The organism is Halomonas ventosae (assembly GCF_004361885.1).
GTDB lineage: Bacteria > Pseudomonadota > Gammaproteobacteria > Pseudomonadales > Halomonadaceae > Halomonas > Halomonas ventosae_C.
This window is the reverse complement of sequence record NZ_SNWH01000011.1, coordinates 43698-61989: the sequence shown is the minus strand read 5'-3', so window position 1 is coordinate 61989 and position 18292 is coordinate 43698. Positions and strand designations below refer to the sequence as shown.

The 18292-nt window shown below is 65.0% G+C and carries 12 protein-coding genes and 1 tRNA gene; 4 read left to right on the top strand and 9 right to left on the bottom strand.

Annotated features, from left to right (window positions below; translation table 11 throughout):
• Positions 1–194 precede the first annotated feature (194 nt).
• The 5 genes from DFO68_RS09820 to DFO68_RS09800 all read right to left on the bottom strand — a co-directional run bounded on the left by DFO68_RS09820 (position 195) and on the right by DFO68_RS09800 (position 6510).
• Entirely contained in the window at positions 195–1445 is a 1251-nt protein-coding gene (locus tag DFO68_RS09820) for an aspartate kinase (RefSeq protein WP_133483480.1), read from the bottom strand.
• 110 nt (positions 1446–1555) lie between these two features.
• Positions 1556–4165, bottom strand: a complete 2610-nt coding sequence (gene alaS, locus DFO68_RS09815) for an alanine--tRNA ligase (protein WP_133483479.1) — start codon at positions 4163–4165, stop codon at positions 1556–1558.
• A 143-nt stretch (positions 4166–4308) separates the two neighbouring features.
• A complete protein-coding gene (locus DFO68_RS09810) occupies positions 4309–4806 on the bottom strand; it encodes a regulatory protein RecX (protein ID WP_133483478.1) in 498 nt (165 codons plus the stop codon).
• A gap of 3 nt (positions 4807–4809) precedes the next feature.
• Complete coding sequence (gene recA / locus DFO68_RS09805; protein ID WP_133483477.1) at positions 4810–5883, bottom strand: recombinase RecA; 1074 nt, start codon at positions 5881–5883, stop codon at positions 4810–4812.
• A 114-nt stretch (positions 5884–5997) separates the two neighbouring features.
• Positions 5998–6510, bottom strand: coding sequence for a CinA family protein (locus DFO68_RS09800; RefSeq protein WP_133483476.1), 513 nt, complete (start codon positions 6508–6510; stop codon positions 5998–6000).
• Positions 6511–6654: 144 nt separating this feature from the next.
• Here DFO68_RS09800 and mutS point away from each other — a divergent pair, with 144 nt between their 5' ends.
• Positions 6655–9234, top strand: coding sequence for a DNA mismatch repair protein MutS (mutS, locus tag DFO68_RS09795; RefSeq protein WP_133483475.1), 2580 nt, complete (start codon positions 6655–6657; stop codon positions 9232–9234).
• A 163-nt stretch (positions 9235–9397) separates the two neighbouring features.
• Entirely contained in the window at positions 9398–9721 is a 324-nt protein-coding gene (fdxA, locus tag DFO68_RS09790) for a ferredoxin FdxA (protein WP_133483474.1), read from the top strand.
• Between the two features lie 493 nt (positions 9722–10214).
• Here fdxA and eno read toward each other — a convergent pair whose 3' ends face one another.
• From eno to DFO68_RS09775, 3 genes are read right to left on the bottom strand one after another with little or no spacing between them, the layout of a single operon-like run.
• Positions 10215–11507 carry a phosphopyruvate hydratase gene (eno, locus tag DFO68_RS09785; RefSeq protein WP_133483524.1) on the bottom strand — a complete coding sequence of 431 codons (1293 nt, stop codon included), beginning with the start codon at positions 11505–11507 and terminating at the stop codon, positions 10215–10217.
• Positions 11508–11554: 47 nt separating this feature from the next.
• The gene (kdsA, locus tag DFO68_RS09780; RefSeq protein WP_243726477.1) at positions 11555–12451 is read right to left on the bottom strand and encodes a 3-deoxy-8-phosphooctulonate synthase; all 897 of its coding nucleotides are present in this window, start codon (positions 12449–12451) and stop codon (positions 11555–11557) included.
• 5 nt (positions 12452–12456) lie between these two features.
• Positions 12457–14112, bottom strand: coding sequence for a CTP synthase (locus DFO68_RS09775; protein ID WP_133483473.1), 1656 nt, complete (start codon positions 14110–14112; stop codon positions 12457–12459).
• Between the two features lie 176 nt (positions 14113–14288).
• Here DFO68_RS09775 and DFO68_RS09770 point away from each other — a divergent pair.
• Positions 14289–14365: transfer RNA gene (locus DFO68_RS09770), tRNA-Met, on the top strand.
• Between the two features lie 227 nt (positions 14366–14592).
• Here DFO68_RS09770 and DFO68_RS09765 read toward each other — a convergent pair.
• Positions 14593–15891 carry a M18 family aminopeptidase gene (locus tag DFO68_RS09765; RefSeq protein ID WP_133483472.1) on the bottom strand — a complete coding sequence of 433 codons (1299 nt, stop codon included), beginning with the start codon at positions 15889–15891 and terminating at the stop codon, positions 14593–14595.
• Between the two features lie 142 nt (positions 15892–16033).
• Between DFO68_RS09765 and DFO68_RS09760 the strand changes: the two genes are divergently transcribed.
• Complete coding sequence (locus tag DFO68_RS09760; protein ID WP_133483471.1) at positions 16034–18088, top strand: carboxy terminal-processing peptidase; 2055 nt, start codon at positions 16034–16036, stop codon at positions 18086–18088.
• Positions 18089–18292 lie beyond the last annotated feature (204 nt).

Below are 18292 nucleotides of genomic sequence, written 5' to 3'. Positions count from 1 at the left end.
TGATCTCCTTCTCAGACTTTTGGCTGCGGGATGCTCGCCGGCAGGCACGACGAACCGACATTGTGCGCCAAGTCGTCGTCCCTGACCAATGGCACGGCCATGAGACACCCCTACCACGTTGAAAGGAAGCCCCGTGGTACGGCTATCACGGCCTCTTCCTTAGTAGCGTAGAAGGTGATCGCCCCAAGGGAGACTTATTCGGGCTCGATATCGCTCTTGTCGAGACCGAAAGCCTTGTGCAGAGCCTTGACCGCCAGCTCCATATGCTTCTCGTCGATCACCACGGAGATCTTGATCTCGGAGGTGGAGACCATGCGAATGTTGATGTTCTCGTCGGCCAGCACGCGGAAGAACTTTGCAGCCACGCCCGCATGGGAGCGCATGCCCACGCCCACCAGCGAGACCTTGGCGATGTTGTCGTCACCAAGCAGTTCACCGCCGCCCAGGTCAGGGATGACCTGCTCCTGGAGGATCTTCATGGTCTGCTTATAGTCGCCTTTGGCCACCGTGAAGGTGAAGTCGGTGTAATCACCGGCCGGGGCGACGTTCTGGACGATCATGTCGATCTCGATGTTGGCATCGGCGATCGGCCCCAGGATACGCGAGGCCACACCCGGCACGTCGGGGGTATTGAGCAGGGTCAGCTTGGCTTCATTGGCGGTGAAGGCGATGCCGGAGATCAGTGGTTCTTCCATGGAATCCTCGTCTTGGTCGGAGTCTGCAACGATCAGAGTGCCGGGGCCATCCTCGAAGCTGGACAGCACGCGCAGCGGGACATTGTACTTGCCGGCAAATTCGACGGCGCGGATCTGCAGCACCTTGGAACCGAGACTCGCCAGCTCCAGCATCTCCTCCACGGTGATGGTGTCGAGGCGCTGCGCCCTGGAACAGACTCGTGGGTCGGTGGTATAGACGCCGTCGACGTCGGTATAGATCTGACACTCGTCGGCCTTCAGGGCCGCCGCCAGCGCCACGCCGGTGGTATCGGAACCGCCGCGGCCAAGGGTGGTGATGTTGCCTTCCTCGTCGACGCCCTGGAAGCCGGCGACCACCACTACCTGGCCTTCGTCCAGGTCGGCCTGCAGCTCATCGGTCTCGATGCGCTGGATGCGCGCCTTGGTATAGGCACTATCGGTCTGGATGCCTACCTGGGAGCCGGTATAGGAAGTCGCTGGGACGCCCAGCTTGTGTAGCGCCATGGCCAGTAGCGAGATGGTTACCTGCTCGCCAGTGGAGACCAGCATGTCCATTTCGCGTGGCGTCGGCTCGTCGTTGATCTCGTTGGCCATGCCGATCAGGCGGTTGGTCTCGCCGCTCATCGCGGAGACCACGACGACGACCTGGTGGCCAGCATCGCGAAAGCCCTTGACCTTCTCGGCCACCGCCTTGATGCGCTCCACGGAACCCACCGAGGTGCCACCGAATTTCTGTACGTATAGAGCCATATACCGATTTCCCTCGTGCGTCGAGTGCGCGCCGCACCCGGATGAGTGAAAGGTGAACAATCAGATATGCGACCCGAAGCATCGCTGCCGCCGAGCCCATCGAGAACCTGCTATAACCGCTGCTCGACCCAGGCCGGCACGCTGGCAAGCGCCCCGGGCAGCGCCGTGACATCGCTGCCGCCGGCTTGGGCCATGTCGGGCCGGCCACCCCCCTTGCCACCGACTTGGGCCGCCACGTGATTGACCAGCTCGCCAGCCTTGACCCGGCCGGTCAGGTCATCGGTGACGCCGGCGATCAGGCTCACCTTGCCGGCCTCGGCGTCGCCCACGCCCAGTACCACGATGCCGGAACCCAGCTTGTTCTTGAGCTGATCGAGCATGCCACGCAGCTCCTTGCCAGCCACGCCGTCGAGACGCTTGGAGAGCACCTTGACACCCTTCACCTCGCGGGCCTCGTTGACCATGTCGTTGCCCGCAGCGCTTGCCAGCTTGGCCTTGAGGCGTTCGAGCTCCTTCTCCAGGCGACGATTGCGCTCGAGCAGCGACTCGATGCGCTCCTCGACCTGCTCCGGCGTGGCCTTGAGGCGTTCGCCGATGCGATTGAGGCGCGCCTCCTGATCGCGAAACCAGGCCAGCGCCTGCTCACCGGTGATCGCTTCGATGCGGCGCACCCCGGAAGCGGTACCCTGCTCGCTGACGATATGAAAGCAGCCGATGTCGCCGCTACGCGTCACATGAGTGCCGCCGCACAGCTCGATGGAGAAATCGTCGGCGCCAATGGTCAGCACACGCACGTTATCGGCGTACTTGGCCTCGAACAGCGCCGCGGCACCCTTGGCCTTAGCCTCATCAAGGGTCATCTGCTCGATCCGGGTCGGGGCGTTGGCGAGTATCTGCTCGTTGACCAGGCGCTCCACCTCGGCCAGTTGTGCATCGCTCATCGGCTCGAAGTGGCTGAAGTCGAAGCGCAGCCGCTCGGGCGTGACCAGCGAACCCTTTTGCGCCACATGCTCGCCGAGCACCAGACGCAGCGCCTTGTGCATCAGGTGGGTGGCAGAGTGATTGCGCATGATGGCGGCGCGCAGCTTGGCATCAACCTCGGGGCGCACCTCGCTGCCGACCGTCAGTTCTCCCTCGAGCAGTACGCCGTGGTGCAGGTGGTGGCCGCCCTGTTTCTGAGTATCCTCGACCAGGAAGCGGCCGCCATCTTCGAGGTATAAGTAGCCGGTATCGCCCACCTGGCCCCCCGACTCGCCATAGAAGGGCGTGCGGTCGAGCACGACGACCGCCTTCAGCTCGGGGACAAGGTGCCTCTGGGGGTTGCCCTGCCGATCCGCCAGGGCGGTAACGATGGCGCGATCCTCGAGGCGCTCGTAGCCGGTAAAGGCGGTCTCACCCTCCAGCTCCAGTTCGGTGCCGTAGTCGGCGCCGAACTGGCTGGCCGCCCGGGCGCGTTCGCGCTGGGCCGCCAGCGCACGCTCGAAGCCGACCTCGTCGAGGGTCACGCCACGCTCGCGGCAGACATCGGCGGTCAGATCATAGGGGAAGCCGTAGGTGTCGTAGAGCTTGAACACCGTCTCGCCGGGCAGCACCTCGCCCTCGAGACCCACCAGCGCCTCCTCGAGCAGGCCCATGCCATGCTCCAGGGTGCGGGCGAACTGCTCCTCCTCCTTGAGCAGCACACGCTCGATCTGGTGGCGCGCCTCGCGCAGCTCCGGATAGGCGTCGCCCATTTCCACGTCCAGCGCGCCCACCAGCTTGTGGAAGAAGTGGCCCTGGGCGCCCAGCTTGTGGCCGTGGCGAATGGCACGGCGAATGATTCGGCGTAGCACATAGCCACGCCCCTCGTTGGAAGGCAGCACACCATCGGCGATCAGGAAGGCACACGAGCGGATATGGTCGGCGATGACTCGCAACGAGGGATTGCGGGTGTCGGCGTGGCCGGTGTGGAGTGCCGCCGAGGCCAGCAGGCTCTGGAACAGGTCGATCTCGTAGTTGGAGTGCACGCCCTGCATCACCGCGGCGATGCGCTCCAGGCCCATGCCGGTGTCGATGGAGGGCTTGGGTAGGGGGTTCATGGTGCCCTCGGCGTCGCGATCGAACTGCATGAATACCAGGTTCCAGATCTCGATGTAGCGGTCGCCGTCCTCCTCGGGGCTGCCGGGCGGTCCGCCCCAGACCTCGGGGCCATGGTCGTAGAAGATCTCGGAGCTGGGGCCGCAGGGGCCGGTGTCACCCATCTGCCAGAAGTTGTCTTCGTCGAGCTTCGAGAAGCGCTCGGGGTCGATGCCCACCTCGTGCTTCCAGATGCGTTCGGCCTCGTCGTCGCTGACATGCACGGTGACCCACAGCTTCTCCTTCGCCAACCCCAGAGTCTGGGTCAGAAACTCCCAGGCAAAGTGGATGGCCTCGCGCTTGAAGTAGTCGCCGAAGCTGAAGTTGCCCAGCATCTCGAAGAAGGTATGGTGGCGGGCAGTATAGCCGACGTTGTCGAGGTCGTTGTGCTTGCCGCCGGCACGCACGCAGCGCTGGGCCGAGGCCGCGCGCACGTAGGGGCGAGGGTCGCGCCCCAGGAAAACCTCCTTGAACGGCACCATGCCGGCATTGGTGAACAGCAGAGTCGGGTCGTTGCCGGGAACCAGTGAGCTGGAGGGCACGACGGTATGGCCGTGCGCCTCGAAGTAACTCAGAAAGGCCTGTCTGATGTCTGCGCTTTTCATGGCATATCCGTGGCGATGAACGGGGTGACCCGGCGGGCGACGCTGGCGCGAGGCGGACCCCACGACGCGCGGTCTCCAGGCGCATCGGGGTACCGCGGAATGCCACCCGGGCGTTCGAAAAGAGGGCCATTATAGCGCAGCTGTCAAGGGACTGAAGAGCTGTCCTCGTCCCAGGCGTGCTCCAGGGCATGGCGCACCTGGTCGAAATCGAAGCCGCGGCTTGCCAGGAAGCGCTCGCGGCGGGCGCGCTCGCGAGGCGACTCGCCGGGTCCGGTGAAGCGCCGCCTGAGCGCCTCGCCGGCCAGGGCGAACCAGTCGCCCTGGCCGGCCTGCTCGCTCTCGACAAGGGTACGCTGGATCACCTCGCGGTCGAGGCCGCGCCGCTCGAGCTCGACACGGACCTTCAGCGGGCCCTGGCCGCGCAGGATGCGTGAACGCAGGAAGTTCTCGGCAAAGCGGTCATCGGACTGCAGGCCTTGTTCGGCCAGGGCATCGAGGCACTCGGCAATGGTCGCCGCCTCATGCCCCTTCGCCGCAAGCCGACTTGCCAGCTCGGCACGGGAATATTCGCGACGGGCCAGCAGGTGGATGGCATCGTCTCGGGGCGACGGCTCACCGCCGCCGGAGGAGTGACCCCGCATGGCTTACAAGGGGTCGTCGTCGCGGCCGGGCTCGGCGGTGAGTGCCTCGTCGACGGCCTGCTCCTTTTCCTTCCTGGGCTCCACGGGGGCGAGCAGCTGCGCGCGGATCTGGTTCTCGATCTCCTCCATCACCGCCGGATTGTCCTCGAGGAACTGGGCGGCGTTGGCCTTGCCCTGACCGATCTTGTTGCCCTGGTAGCTGTACCAGGCCCCCGCCTTGTCGATCAGCTTGCACTGCACGCCCAGGTCGACCACCTCCCCGGCATGATAGATCCCCTTGCCATAGAGGATCTGGAACTCCGCCTGGCGAAACGGCGGCGCGATCTTGTTCTTGACCACCTTGACACGGGTCTCGTTGCCGGTGACCTCATCGCCCTGCTTGACCGAGCCGGTGCGGCGGATGTCGAGGCGCACGCTGGCGTAGAACTTGAGCGCATTGCCGCCGGTGGTGGTCTCGGGGCTGCCGAACATCACGCCGATCTTCATGCGGATCTGGTTGATGAACACCACCATGCAATTGGCGTTCTTGATGTTGCCGGTGATCTTGCGCAGGGCCTGGGACATCAGGCGGGCCTGCAGGCCGACATGGGAGTCGCCCATCTCGCCCTCGATCTCGGCGCGCGGGGTCAGCGCCGCCACCGAGTCGATGACGATCACATCGACGCCGCCGGAGCGCACCAGCATGTCGCAGATCTCGAGGGCCTGCTCGCCGGTATCCGGCTGGGAAACCAGCAGGTCATCCAGGTTCACGCCGAGCTTCTCGGCATAGCTCGGGTCCAGGGCATGCTCGGCATCGATGAAGGCGCAGGTCTTGCCCTGCTTCTGGGCTTGGGCGATCACCGAGAGGGTCAGGGTGGTCTTGCCCGAGGACTCGGGGCCGAAGATCTCGACCACCCGGCCCAGCGGCAGGCCGCCGATACCCAAGGCGATGTCCAGGCCCAGCGAGCCGGTGGACACCGAGGGCATCACCACGCGCGGGGTATCACCCAGGCGCATCACGGTGCCCTTGCCGAACTGGCGATCGATCTGGGCAAGGGCGGCGTCCAGCGCCTTGCTGCGGTTTTCGTCCTGAGCCATCACGGGCCTCCTGAATCTGGGGTCTCTGGAATACTGTATGACTGCACAGTAGTATGGCGAAAAAATCTCGGCGCGGCCAGCGTTGCGGTCACGCCAGCGCGGCCTGGTGTGGCATCAGTGTGCCTCCAGCCGCCCCACCAGGCCGATCAGCGCCTCGCGCACGGCCTGCTCGCGCACGGCCGCCCGGTCGCCGGCGAAATGACGGCACGCCGATTCGGCCCGCTCGGCATCGCCCCAGGCCAGCCAGACGGTGCCCACCGGTTTGTCGGGACTGCCCCCGCCGGGGCCGGCCACCCCGCTGATCGCCACGCCGAGCCCGGCACCGCTATCGCGGCAGGCACCGGCCACCATCGCCTCGACAACCTGTCGGCTCACCGCCCCATGCTCGGCCAGCAGCGCCTCCGGCACGCCCAGCAGGCGAGTCTTGGCGCCGTTGGCATAGGTCACATAGCCGGTCTCGAACCACTCGGAGCTGCCGGCCACGGCGGTGATGGCGCTGGCCACCCCGCCCCCGGTGCAGGACTCCGCTGCGGTCACCGTGATGCCATGCTCGCGGCACCGTTCGCCTAGTCGCTCGGCGAGAGCCGTGAGGTCGAGATCATTCAGGCGGGAGGCGCGGGTGGGCATGGCATGACTCCTAGGCATTCGCAGCGGCCGAGACAAGCTCGGCCGCGCGTGAGCGATGACTTTTCCGTACAATAACGGCTTTGCCAGCGACATGCATGGCACATTCGACGCCAGCCCTCCGTCAACCGCCAGAGCAGGAACCCGATGTCACAGGCCAGTGCCCAGCATACCCCGATGATGAGCCAGTACCTGAAGATCAAGCACGAGCACCCCGACGTGCTGCTCTTCTATCGCATGGGCGACTTCTACGAGCTGTTCTTTGACGATGCCCGGCGTGCCGCCGCCCTGCTCGACATCACCCTGACCCAGCGTGGCCAGTCCGCCGGCCAGCCGATCCCCATGGCCGGGGTGCCCTACCACAGCGCTGAAGGCTACCTGGCCCGGCTGGTGGCCGCCGGGGAGTCGGTGGCGATCTGCGAGCAGATCGGCGATCCCGCCACCAGCAAGGGACCGGTGGAGCGCCGCGTGGTGCGCATCGTGACGCCAGGCACCCTTTACGACGAGGCGCTGCTGGATGCCCGCCGCGACAACCTGCTGGTCGCCGTGGCCCCGCTCGGCGAGCGCTGGGGCCTGGCCTGGCTGGAGCTCTCCAGTGGCCGTTTCAACGTGCTGGAGGTCGAGGGCGAAAGCGAAATGCTCGCCGAGCTCATGCGCCTCGATCCCGCCGAGCTGCTGGTGGCTGAAAGCCTGACCCTGCCGACGGTGCTTGAGGGCCGCCGTGGCCTGCGTCGCCAGAGCGACTGGCTGTTCGATCTCGATAGCGCGACGCGCACCCTGTGCGACCAGTTCCAGGTTCAGGACCTGCGCGGCTTCGGCTGCGCCCACCTGGAGGCCGCGATCACCGCCGCCGGCGTACTGGTCGACTATGCCCGGGACACCCAGCGCACGACCCTGCCCCATGTCACCGCCATCGGCGTGGAGAGCCGCGACGAGGCCGTGGTGATCGATGCCGCCAGCCGCCGCAACCTGGAGATCGACGTCAACCTCGGCGGCAGCGCCGACAACACTCTGGCCAGCGTACTCGACACCACCGCCACGGCCATGGGCTCGCGGCTACTCAAGCGCTGGCTCAACCGTCCGCTACGCGACCGCGCCCAGGTCGTAGACCGTCAGACAGCCGTGGCGCTGCTGCTCGACGGCGAGGGCTTCGCCACCCTGCGTGAGTCACTCAAGGCGATCGGCGACGTGGAGCGGATCCTCGCCCGGGTGGCCCTTTACAGCGCGCGACCGCGCGACCTGGCCCGCCTGCGCGACGCCCTGGTCGCCCTGCCCGAGCTTCAGGCTGCCCTCGAGGCCTACGCCGAAGGTTCCGCGCTGGACGAGCTGCGCCACCATATCCAGCCCTTCCCGGCACTGGCCGACACTCTGACCCGCGCCCTGGTGGAGAACCCACCGGTGGTGATCCGCGACGGCGGGGTGATCGCCGAGGGCTTCGATAGCGAGCTCGACGAGCACCGCGGGCTCGCCGAGCATGCCGGCGATTACCTGGTCCGCCTGGAGACCCGGGAGCGCGAACGCACCGGGTTGCCCGGCCTCAAGGTGGGCTATAACCGGGTCCATGGCTACTACATCGAGGTCCCCCGCGCCCAGGCCCGTGACGCCCCCGCCGACTACGTGCGCCGCCAGACCCTCAAGAACGCCGAGCGCTTCATCATCCCGGAACTCAAGGCGTTCGAGGACAAGGCCCTCTCGGCGAAGTCCCGCGCCCTGGCCCGGGAGAAGCTGCTCTATGACAGCCTGCTCGACACCCTCAACACCGAGCTCGCCGCGCTGCAGGGCACCGGGCGGGCGCTGGCGGCCCTCGACGTGCTATGCACCTTCGCCGAGCGCGCCCGGGCCCTGGAGTTCGTGCGCCCGGCGCTACCCGAGTCACCGGGCATCGACATCCGCGGTGGCCGCCACCCGGTGGTGGAACAGGTCACCGAGACGCCCTTCGTGCCCAACGACCTGGTGCTGGACGATACGCGGCGCATGCTGGTCATCACCGGCCCCAACATGGGCGGCAAGTCCACCTACATGCGTCAGGCTGCGCTGATCACCCTGCTCGCTCATACCGGCAGCTTCGTGCCGGCGGATGCAGCCGCCATTGGCCCGGTGGACCGCATCTTCACCCGCATCGGCTCCTCGGACGATCTGGCCGGCGGGCGCTCCACCTTCATGGTGGAGATGACCGAGACCGCCAGCATCCTGCACAATGCCAGCGACGAGAGCCTGGTGCTGATGGACGAGATCGGCCGCGGCACCAGCACCTTCGATGGTCTTTCGCTGGCCTGGGCCAGCGCCGAGCACCTGACCCGCACTCGCGCCTTTACGCTCTTCGCCACCCACTACTTCGAGATGACGGCGCTGGCCGAGCAGGCCGAGGGAGTGGACAATGTCCACCTCACCGCTACGGAGCATCGCGACGGGATCGTCTTCATGCACCGGGTGGAAGAGGGTCAGGCCAGCCAGAGCTACGGCCTGCAGGTGGCCCAGCTCGCCGGTGTCCCTCACAGCGTCATCGCCCGCGCCAGGGAGAAGCTCGCCACCCTGGAGCAGCAGGAGGTCGACCAGGGCAGCCGGCTGCCGACCGGCGAGGGAGAACGGCCGGCTGCGCCCCGCCAGGCCGACCTCTTTGCCAGCACGCCCCACCCGCTGGTCGAGCAGCTGGACCGCCTAGACCCCGACGCGCTGTCGCCCCGTCAGGCACTCGAGCTGCTCTACCGCTGGAAGGAAACCCTGTAAATGGCCGACAATGGCGCCGAGCCCGGCTTGCGAGGTTGCCCTCGCCACGACTAGAATGGCTCGATAAAATTACTTAAATTATAAGAATGCTATTTCTTATAACCAATATTACATCATCGACTAGCGGCCGCCCCCCGCCACGGTCAGAGAATGGGAGACTGGCATGACATTCGTCGTCACCGAGAACTGCATCAAGTGCAAGTACACCGACTGTGTCGAGGTCTGCCCGGTGGACTGCTTCTACGAGGGCCCCAACTTCCTGGTGATCCACCCCGACGAGTGCATCGACTGCGCACTGTGCGAGCCGGAATGCCCCGCCGAGGCGATCTTCTCGGAGGATGAGCTGCCTGAGGGCCAGGAGGCGTTCATCGAGATCAATGCCGAGCTGGCCGAGGTGTGGCCTAATATCACCGAGAAGAAGGATCCGCCGGAGGATGCCGAGGAGTGGGACGGCAAGCCAGGCAAGCTGGAGTTGCTCGAGCGCTGAGCTGCTAACGCGGACGGAGACGACAAGGCCGGATGTTGCATAACATCCGGCCTTGTCGTCTCTGCCCTGAGCGAATAAGGGGAACACTCGGCAAAAAGGCGGCCCGCAGGCCGCCCGCTCCCAGCTGATCCACAGGCGGTTCCCTCCGCCTGACTCCCGTGATGGTTTCCCTGCCCGGGAGCGGCGTCCTGCCGCACCGAGCGCATCACTGACGCATCCCGTTGCATCCTGCCGAAAGAGCCTCGCTGCTCTCCCACATCCCGAATGCAGTGTGACATAGCCGCATTGCCGCGCAAGCCCGCCCATGATGGGCCGGCCAAAGTCATTGCAGCCCACCCATTCATCACCGCGAAAATTAAATCCTTTTAAATCAATCAAATAAAAAGGCCAACCCCGTGAGGAGTGGGCCTTTCCGATGCAGAAATAGCATATCTCTTCGCCACGCTGTAGGCGATCTCCTACAGCAGGTCGCGCAAAAGGCAACGCTGTTCGCTTACTGCCCCTTGATGGCGGCGCGCCCCGGATAGCCCACCGCACCGTCCAGTTCCTGCTCGATGACCAGCAGGCGGTTGTACTTGGCGACGCGGTCCGAGCGGCTCAGCGAGCCGGTCTTGATCTGGCCGGCGCAGGTGCCCACGGCGAGATCCGCGATGGTGGTGTCCTCGGTCTCGCCGGAGCGATGGGAGATCACCGCGGTGAAGCCGGCATCCTGGGCCATGCGGATCGCCTCCAGAGTCTCGGAGAGCGAGCCGATCTGGTTGAACTTGATCAGGATGGAGTTGCCGATCTGCTCGTCGATGCCGCGCTTGAGGATCCGGGTGTTGGTGACGAACAAATCGTCGCCCACCAGCTGGACCTTGTCGCCCAGGCGCTCGGTCAGCGCCTTCCAGCCGTCCCAGTCGGACTCGTCCATGCCATCCTCGATGGAGACGATCGGGAACTGCTCGCAGAGCTCGGCCAGGTAGCCGACGAAGCCGGCGGCGTCGAAGGCCTTGCCTTCGCCGGAGAGGTCGTATTTACCCTCCCGATAGAACTCGGAGGAGGCACAGTCCAACGCCAGGGTCACCTCGTCGCCCAGGCGGTAGCCGGCGTCGGCCACGGCCTGCTGGATGACCGCCAGAGCCTCGGCATTGGAGTCGAGATTCGGTGCGAAGCCGCCCTCGTCACCCACCGAGGTGGCAAGTCCCCGGGCGCTGAGCACCTTCTTCAGGGCATGGAAGATCTCGGCCCCCATACGCAGCCCTTCGCGAAAGGTCGGCGCCCCCACCGGCTGGATCATGAACTCCTGGATGTCGACGTTGTTGTCGGCATGTTCGCCACCGTTGAGGATATTCATCATCGGCACCGGCATCAAGTACGTCCCGGGCTGACCGTAGAGCTCGGCAATATGCGCGTAGAGCGGCATGCCCTTGGCATTGGCGGCGGCTTTGGCCGCCGCCAGCGAGACGGCGAGGATGGCGTTGGCGCCGAGGTTGGCCTTGTTGTCAGTGCCGTCTAGCACCTGCATGGCGTCGTCTAACCCGCGCTGGTCACGGGCATCCATGCCCAGCAGACGCTCACGGATGGTGGTGTTGACGGCCTCCACGGCCTTAAGCACGCCCTTGCCCAGGTAGCGGTGCTTGTCGCCATCGCGCAGCTCCAGCGCCTCGCGGGAGCCGGTAGAGGCCCCGCTGGGCGCACAGGCCACACCCACCGCACCGCTTTCCAGGCGCACCTCGGCCTGCACGGTGGGATTGCCGCGTGAATCGAGTACCTCGAGGGCGTGAAGTTCAACGATCTTGGTCATCTTGTCGGTCATTGTTGTGGGTCCTTGTCGTGTCAGCGTGGGGCGAATCAGCAAATCTCGAGCGGGGCAAACCCCTTCACCAGGTCATCGACGGCCTTGAGCTGAGCCAGGAAGGGCTCGAGCTTGTCCAGCGGCAGGGCACAGGGGCCGTCACACTTGGCGTTGTCGGGATCGGGATGAGCCTCCAGAAAGAGACCGGCCAGGCCGACCGCCACCCCCGCACGGGCCAGCTCGGCGACCTGCTGCCGCCGCCCACCGGCGCTGTCGGCCCGCCCACCGGGGCGCTGCAGGGAGTGGGTGACATCGAAGAAGACCGGATACCCGGTCTGCTTCATGTCACCGAAGCCGAGCATATCAACAATCAGATTATTATACCCAAAGCTGGAGCCGCGCTCGCAAAGCAGCAACCTGTCGTTGCCGGCCTCCTCGCACTTGCGAATGATGTGGCGCATCTCGTGGGGGGCGAGGAACTGCGGCTTCTTGATGTTGATCACCGCCCCGGTCTTGGCCATAGCGACCACCAGGTCGGTCTGGCGCGCCAGGAAGGCGGGCAGCTGGATGATATCGGCGACCTCGGCCGCCGGTGCGGCCTGCCAGGGGTCATGGATGTCGGTGATGATCGGCACGTTGAAACGCGCTTTGACCTCAGCCAGGATCTCCAGCCCCTTTTCCAGCCCTGGGCCGCGGAAGGAGTGGATGGAGCTGCGGTTGGCCTTGTCGAAGCTTGCCTTGAAGACGTAGGGCATGCCCAGCCGGCTCGTCACCGTCGCGTAGGTCTCGGCGACCTCGAGGGCCAATTCGCGGGACTCCAGCACATTCATGCCGCCCAGCAGCATCAATGGCAATGAATTGCCGGCCGTCAGGCCGGCGACGGAGATATGCCGCTCAGGACTCTGTCTCTCAGGACCATGCCGCTCAAGGGTAGACGCGCTCATCGCGGACATGGGCCTCACGCCGGATGGGAAGAGTGAGCACGGATGCGGGCCGCCTTGTGTTCCAGCGCCGCATTGACGAAACCGGTGAATAGCGGATGACCATCACGAGGCGTGGAGGTGAACTCCGGATGGAACTGGCAGGCCACGTACCAGGGATGGTCGGGCAGCTCGACCATCTCTACCAGGGAATGGTCGACGCTCTTTCCGGCGACCACGAGTCCCGCCTGCTCGAGCTCATCGATGAACTGATTGTTGACCTCGAAACGGTGGCGATGACGTTCGACAATCTCGTCGCTGCCATAGGTCTCGCGGGCCTTGGAGCCGGCCTTGAGCTGACAGACCTGCCCGCCCAGGCGCATGGTACCGCCGAGATCGGAAGCCGCGTCACGCAGTTCCACCTTGCCCTCTGGGCTGAGCCATTCGGTAATCAGGCCAACCACCGGGTGCTGGGTATCGTGGGTGAACTCGGTGGAATTGGCATCCCCCCAGCCGGCCACGTGGCGGGCGAATTCGATCACCGCCACCTGCATGCCAAGGCAGATGCCGAGATAGGGAATAGCGTTCTCACGGGCAAAACGTGCCGTGGCGATCTTGCCTTCCACCCCGCGCTCACCGAAGCCGCCGGGGACCAGGATGGCATCCTTGCCGGCCAGACGCTCGCTGCCATGGCGCTCGATGTCCTCGGAATCGATATAGTCGACATTGACCTTGACCCGGGTCTGGATGCCGGCGTGGATCAACGCCTCGTTGAGCGACTTGTAGGCGTCGAGTAGTTCCATGTACTTGCCGACCATGGCGATGTTGATCGACTTTAACGGATTGAGCTTGGCGTCGAGCACATGCACCCATTCGCCGAGGTCGGCCTCGACCGCCTCGAGACGCAGCTTGTCGCAGACGATATCATCTAGGCCCTGCTCGTGGAGCATCAGCGGAATGCGGTAGATGGTGTCAGCGTCTTGCAGCGGGATCACGGCCCGCTCTTCCACGTTGGTGAACAGCGCGATCTTGCGCCGCTCGCTCTCCTCGAGCTCCACTTCGCTACGACAGATCAGGATGTCCGGCTGGATGCCGATGGAGCGCAGCTCCTTGACGCTGTGCTGGGTCGGCTTGGTCTTGGTCTCGCCGGCGGTCTTGATATAGGGCACCAGCGTCAGGTGCATGAAGATCGCCCGGCTCGCGCCCAGTTCGCTTCGGATCTGGCGGATCGATTCCAGGAAGGGCAGCGACTCAATATCACCCACGGTACCGCCGATCTCGACCAGCGCTACGTCAAAGCCCTCGCCGCCGGCATAGACGCGACGCTTAATCTCGTCGGTGATATGCGGAATCACCTGGACCGTTCCGCCCAGGTAATCGCCGCGGCGCTCGCGGCGTAGCACGTGCTCGTAGACGCGCCCGGTGGTGAAGTTATTGGCTTGGGTCATCTTCGTGCGGATGAAGCGCTCATAGTGGCCCAGGTCAAGGTCGGTCTCGGCGCCATCCTCGGTGACGAACACCTCGCCATGCTGAAAGGGGCTCATGGTACCTGGATCCACATTGATGTAGGGATCGAGCTTGAGCATGGTGACCCTGAGGCCGCGTGCCTCGAGAATCGCCGCCAGCGAGGCCGACGCTATGCCCTTGCCGAGCGAGGACACAACACCGCCGGTCACGAAGATATAGCGTGTCATGGAGAACCTTCGAAACGTGATCGGTAGGCACGACAGGGAGCCGCACCAGGATGGGATGACAAACTAGCAGATTACGACCAAAGGCTCAATTTCGACAGCTTCAGGCCAAGGCTATCGCAGATAGCCTTGGCCTTGACCCGAGAAAGCAAACTGCGTATGCTTTCGCCCCATTATTTGGCTACGTAGCTCAGCTGGTTAGAGCACATCACTCATAATGATGGGGTCCCCTGTTCAAATCAGGGCGTAGCCACCAGATACCCGAACACTACCCAAAAACCCGCCTAGTTCACTAGGCGGGTTTTTGGGCATCACTCATTGAGGATCGGGTTCATCGCAGACTGGCGTGGTCGTTGACCGACGATATATCGGCTGGCCATCTGACCTCATAGGCTTGGCAAGCAACAGCGCACCGGGCATGGCGAGGGCTCCATCGTCACGTCACACCTAGCTCATCACAACCCGTACCTTGCCGCTGAAGTATCAGAGCAGCTCGGAGCAATCGAAGAAGGCGGTGAGCACCCGCGTCAGGTACTCCACATCCCGGGCGCCGGCGGTCTCGCGGATCGAGTGCATGGCCCACTGGGGCAGCCCCACGTCCAGGGTCGGCAAGCCGAGCTCGGTGGCGGTGATCGGGCCGATGGTGCTGCCGCAGCCCATATCGGCGCGAGTCACGAAACTCTGTACCGGCACCTCGACCGCGCGACAAAGCTCACGAAACAGCGCTGCCGTGGCGCTGTTGGTAGCATAGCGCTGGCTGGCATTGACCTTGATCACCGGCCCGCCGTTGAGCAGCGGCCCGTGGGCGGCATCGTGCTTGTCCGGGAAGCTGGGGTGCAGGGCATGAGCGTTGTCGCACGAGATCAGCCGAGAGGACTGAATCAGGCGGATGAAGCCCTCCTCTCCCGCCTCGCCGAGCTGATCGCTGACTCGCCGTAGCACGTCGCCGAGGAAAGGTCCCTGGGCACCGCAGGCGCTGGCGCTGCCCACCTCCTCGTGGTCATTGGCTACCAGCACCGCCCCCTGGCGGCCGTCGCTCTCCAGCAGAGCCTCCAGGCCGATGAAGCAGGAGAGCAGGTTGTCGAGCCGGGCACTGGCGATCAGCTCAGCGTCGACGCCGACCAGAGCCGGTGACTGCATGTCGCGCAAGGCGAGTTCGAAGTCGAGGAGCTCGACGTCCTCAAGGCCGTGCTGCTCGGCGATCCAGCGCTTGAGCAGGCGTTCGAAGTCGGGCTGCTCGCCGCCCTGCAGGAAGACCGGCGCCATCTGGGTCTGGGCATTGAGAGCACGGCCATTGTTGACCTCACGATCGAGATGGATGGCCAGGCTGGGAATAATCGCCACCGGCCTGTCGACATCGAGCAGCACGCCCTCGATACGACCATCGGCGTGGCGCAGGTGGACGCGGCCGGCCAGGCCCAGGTCACGGTCGAACCAGGGAGCCAGCAGGGCCCCGCCATAGACCTCCACGCCAAGCTGGAGCCAGCCTGTCGAATACTGCGCCGGGCATGGCTTGAGGCGCAGACCCGGGCTGTCGGTATGAGCCCCCACCAGGCGCAGCGCCTGGAGCCGTTCGCGGGGCAACTGCAGGGCGACCAGCGAGGAATCGTTACGGGTGACGTAGACTCGCTCGCCAGGGGAAAGCTGCCAGGCGTCGGTCTCCAGGAGACGCCGGTAGCCGGCCGCTTCCAGGCGCTCAGCCAGGTGGGCCGTGGCATGCCAGGGCGTGGGGGATCGACGCAGGAAGTCGAGCAGGCGCTCGAGTCGGGCATCCTGGGACATGGAATTCCTCTATCACTGGGCATTTCAGGCGTCTTGGCAACACACGCAAGCTGATACAATGGACGCTTCGTCCATGCAACTCGTCAGCCGAATCGAAGTCTTAATAAATATCAGTGTACACGAATCGGGGAGAGCTTCATCAATGAGCCTGTTTGTCACTCTTGGGCGTTCAGTGGCCCTAGCCCTGCTGCTGGCCACCACGCCGGTATTGGCGGCCATCGAGCCGAACGACGCTCAGCGTCAGGTCTCCGTGGAAGTGGCCGAATCGCTGCGCTATGGCCACTATGCGGATGTCAGCCTCGACGACGGCTGGTCGCAACGCGCCTTCTCTCGCTATCTGGATATCCTGGATGGCCAGCGGGCCTACCTGCTGGACCGCGACGTTGCCGCCTTCAGCGACCTGGCGACGGGCATGGACGAGGCGCTGCTCGACGGCGAGCTGGCGCGGCCCTTCGCCCTCTATCAGCGCTACCAGGAGCGCACCGAATCACGTCTCGAGTGGCTGCTCGCCCGACTCGATGAAGGCCTCGACTTTTCCTTCGATAGCAACCAGCGCCTGGAACTGCAGCGCGAGGATGCCCCCTGGGCCGGCCAGCAGGCGACGCTGGACGCGCTGTGGATGAAGCGACTCAAGAATGCCGCCCTGACCCTGGCCATCAACGACCAGGATGCCGCACAGGTGGAAAACACCTTGCGCCAGCGCTACGAGGGGCAGCTCTCGCGCCTGCGCCAGACCAACCAGGAGGATGTCTTCGGCCTGTTCATGGCGGCGGTGACCGGCAGCATCGACCCCCACAGCGAGTATCTCTCGCCGCGCCAGGGCGAGTCCTTCGATATCCAGATGCGCCTCTCGCTGGAGGGCATCGGCGCCCTGCTCCAGGCCGACGGCGAATATGTCAAGGTATCAAGCTTGGTACCCGGCGGCCCCGCCGAGCGAGCCGGCGACCTGCAACCGGCCGACCGCATCATCGGCGTGGGCCAGGAGGGCGAAGCGATCATCAACGTGGTGGGCATGCGCCTTGATGACGTGGTCGACATGATCCGCGGCCCCAAGGGCTCGGTAGTCCGCCTTGAGGTGGTACCCGCCCAGGCCGTCGACATGACGCGCTCCAGGGTCATCGAGATCACCCGCGACACCGTGGAACTGGAGGATCAGGCCGCCCAGGGCGAGGTTATCGAGATCGAGCGTGATGACGGCACCCACCGCCTGGGCGTAATCACCATTCCTGCCTTCTACGTGGATTTCGATGCCTGGCAGGCCGGTGAAGAGGACTATCGCAGTACCACGCGTGACGTGGCCAAGGAGGTGGAGCGGCTCCAGGCCGAAGGCATCGAGGGCATCGTGCTCGACCTGCGCAATAACGGCGGCGGCGCCCTGCAGGAAGCCAACACGCTGATCGGACTGTTCATCGACCGCGGTCCCACGGTGCAGGTACGCGATGCCCGTGGCCGCATCAGCCTCTACGGGGATACCGAGAGCGGTACGCTCTACGACGGCCCACTGGCCGTACTGGTCAACCGCCTCTCGGCATCGGCCTCCGAGATCTTCGCCGGCGCCATCCAAGACTATGGCCGCGGCCTGGTGATCGGCACCGACACCTTCGGCAAGGGCACGGTCCAGACCCTCAACGAACTCAGCCATGGCGAGATCAAGCTGACCCGCGCCAAGTTCTATCGCATTTCCGGGGAAAGCACCCAGCACCGCGGGGTGGAGCCGGACATCCGCTTCCCGAGCCTAATCGACCCGGAGATGATCGGCGAGAGCAGTCTCGACAACGCCCTGCCGTGGGACACCGTACGCAAGGTGCAGTACCGTACCTACGGCGAGCCACGTCAGTACCTGGCGACGCTGCGCAGCCGTCATCAGGAGCGTGCCGAGCAGCAGCCGAACTTCCACTACCTCGAGCAGCAGTCTGCGCTGAGCCGCAAGCTGCGCGAGCAGCACACCAGCGTCAGCCTCAATCGCGAACAGCGCCAGCGCGAGGTTCAGGCTCAGGAGGCCGAACAGCTCGCCCTGGAGAACGAACGCCGTCGCGCCCTAGGCCTGGCACCGCTGGAGGAATGGGAGGATGAGCCCCGCAGCGCGGAGGACGGCGACCAGGAGCCGATCGATCGTGCCCAGATTCGCGAGGCAGCGCAGATCCTGCTCGACTACCGCCAGCTCGAGACCCCCTTGCACTACGCGGAACGCAACTGAATAGGCAGACTGGCTAAACGCGCAGGCCCATGGCCTGCGCTCCATTCTGCCCTGCGTCCATCTGCAAGACACCAGACGTCGGGCCATCGGGTCCGTCGTCTCACGTTTCACGTTGGATGCTCGCTTCGCCGACGACAAGCCACGCCACCCATGGCGAGAGGCGCCACGGCGTTCAACCGGCAAGGCGAAATCAGCAACCGACAG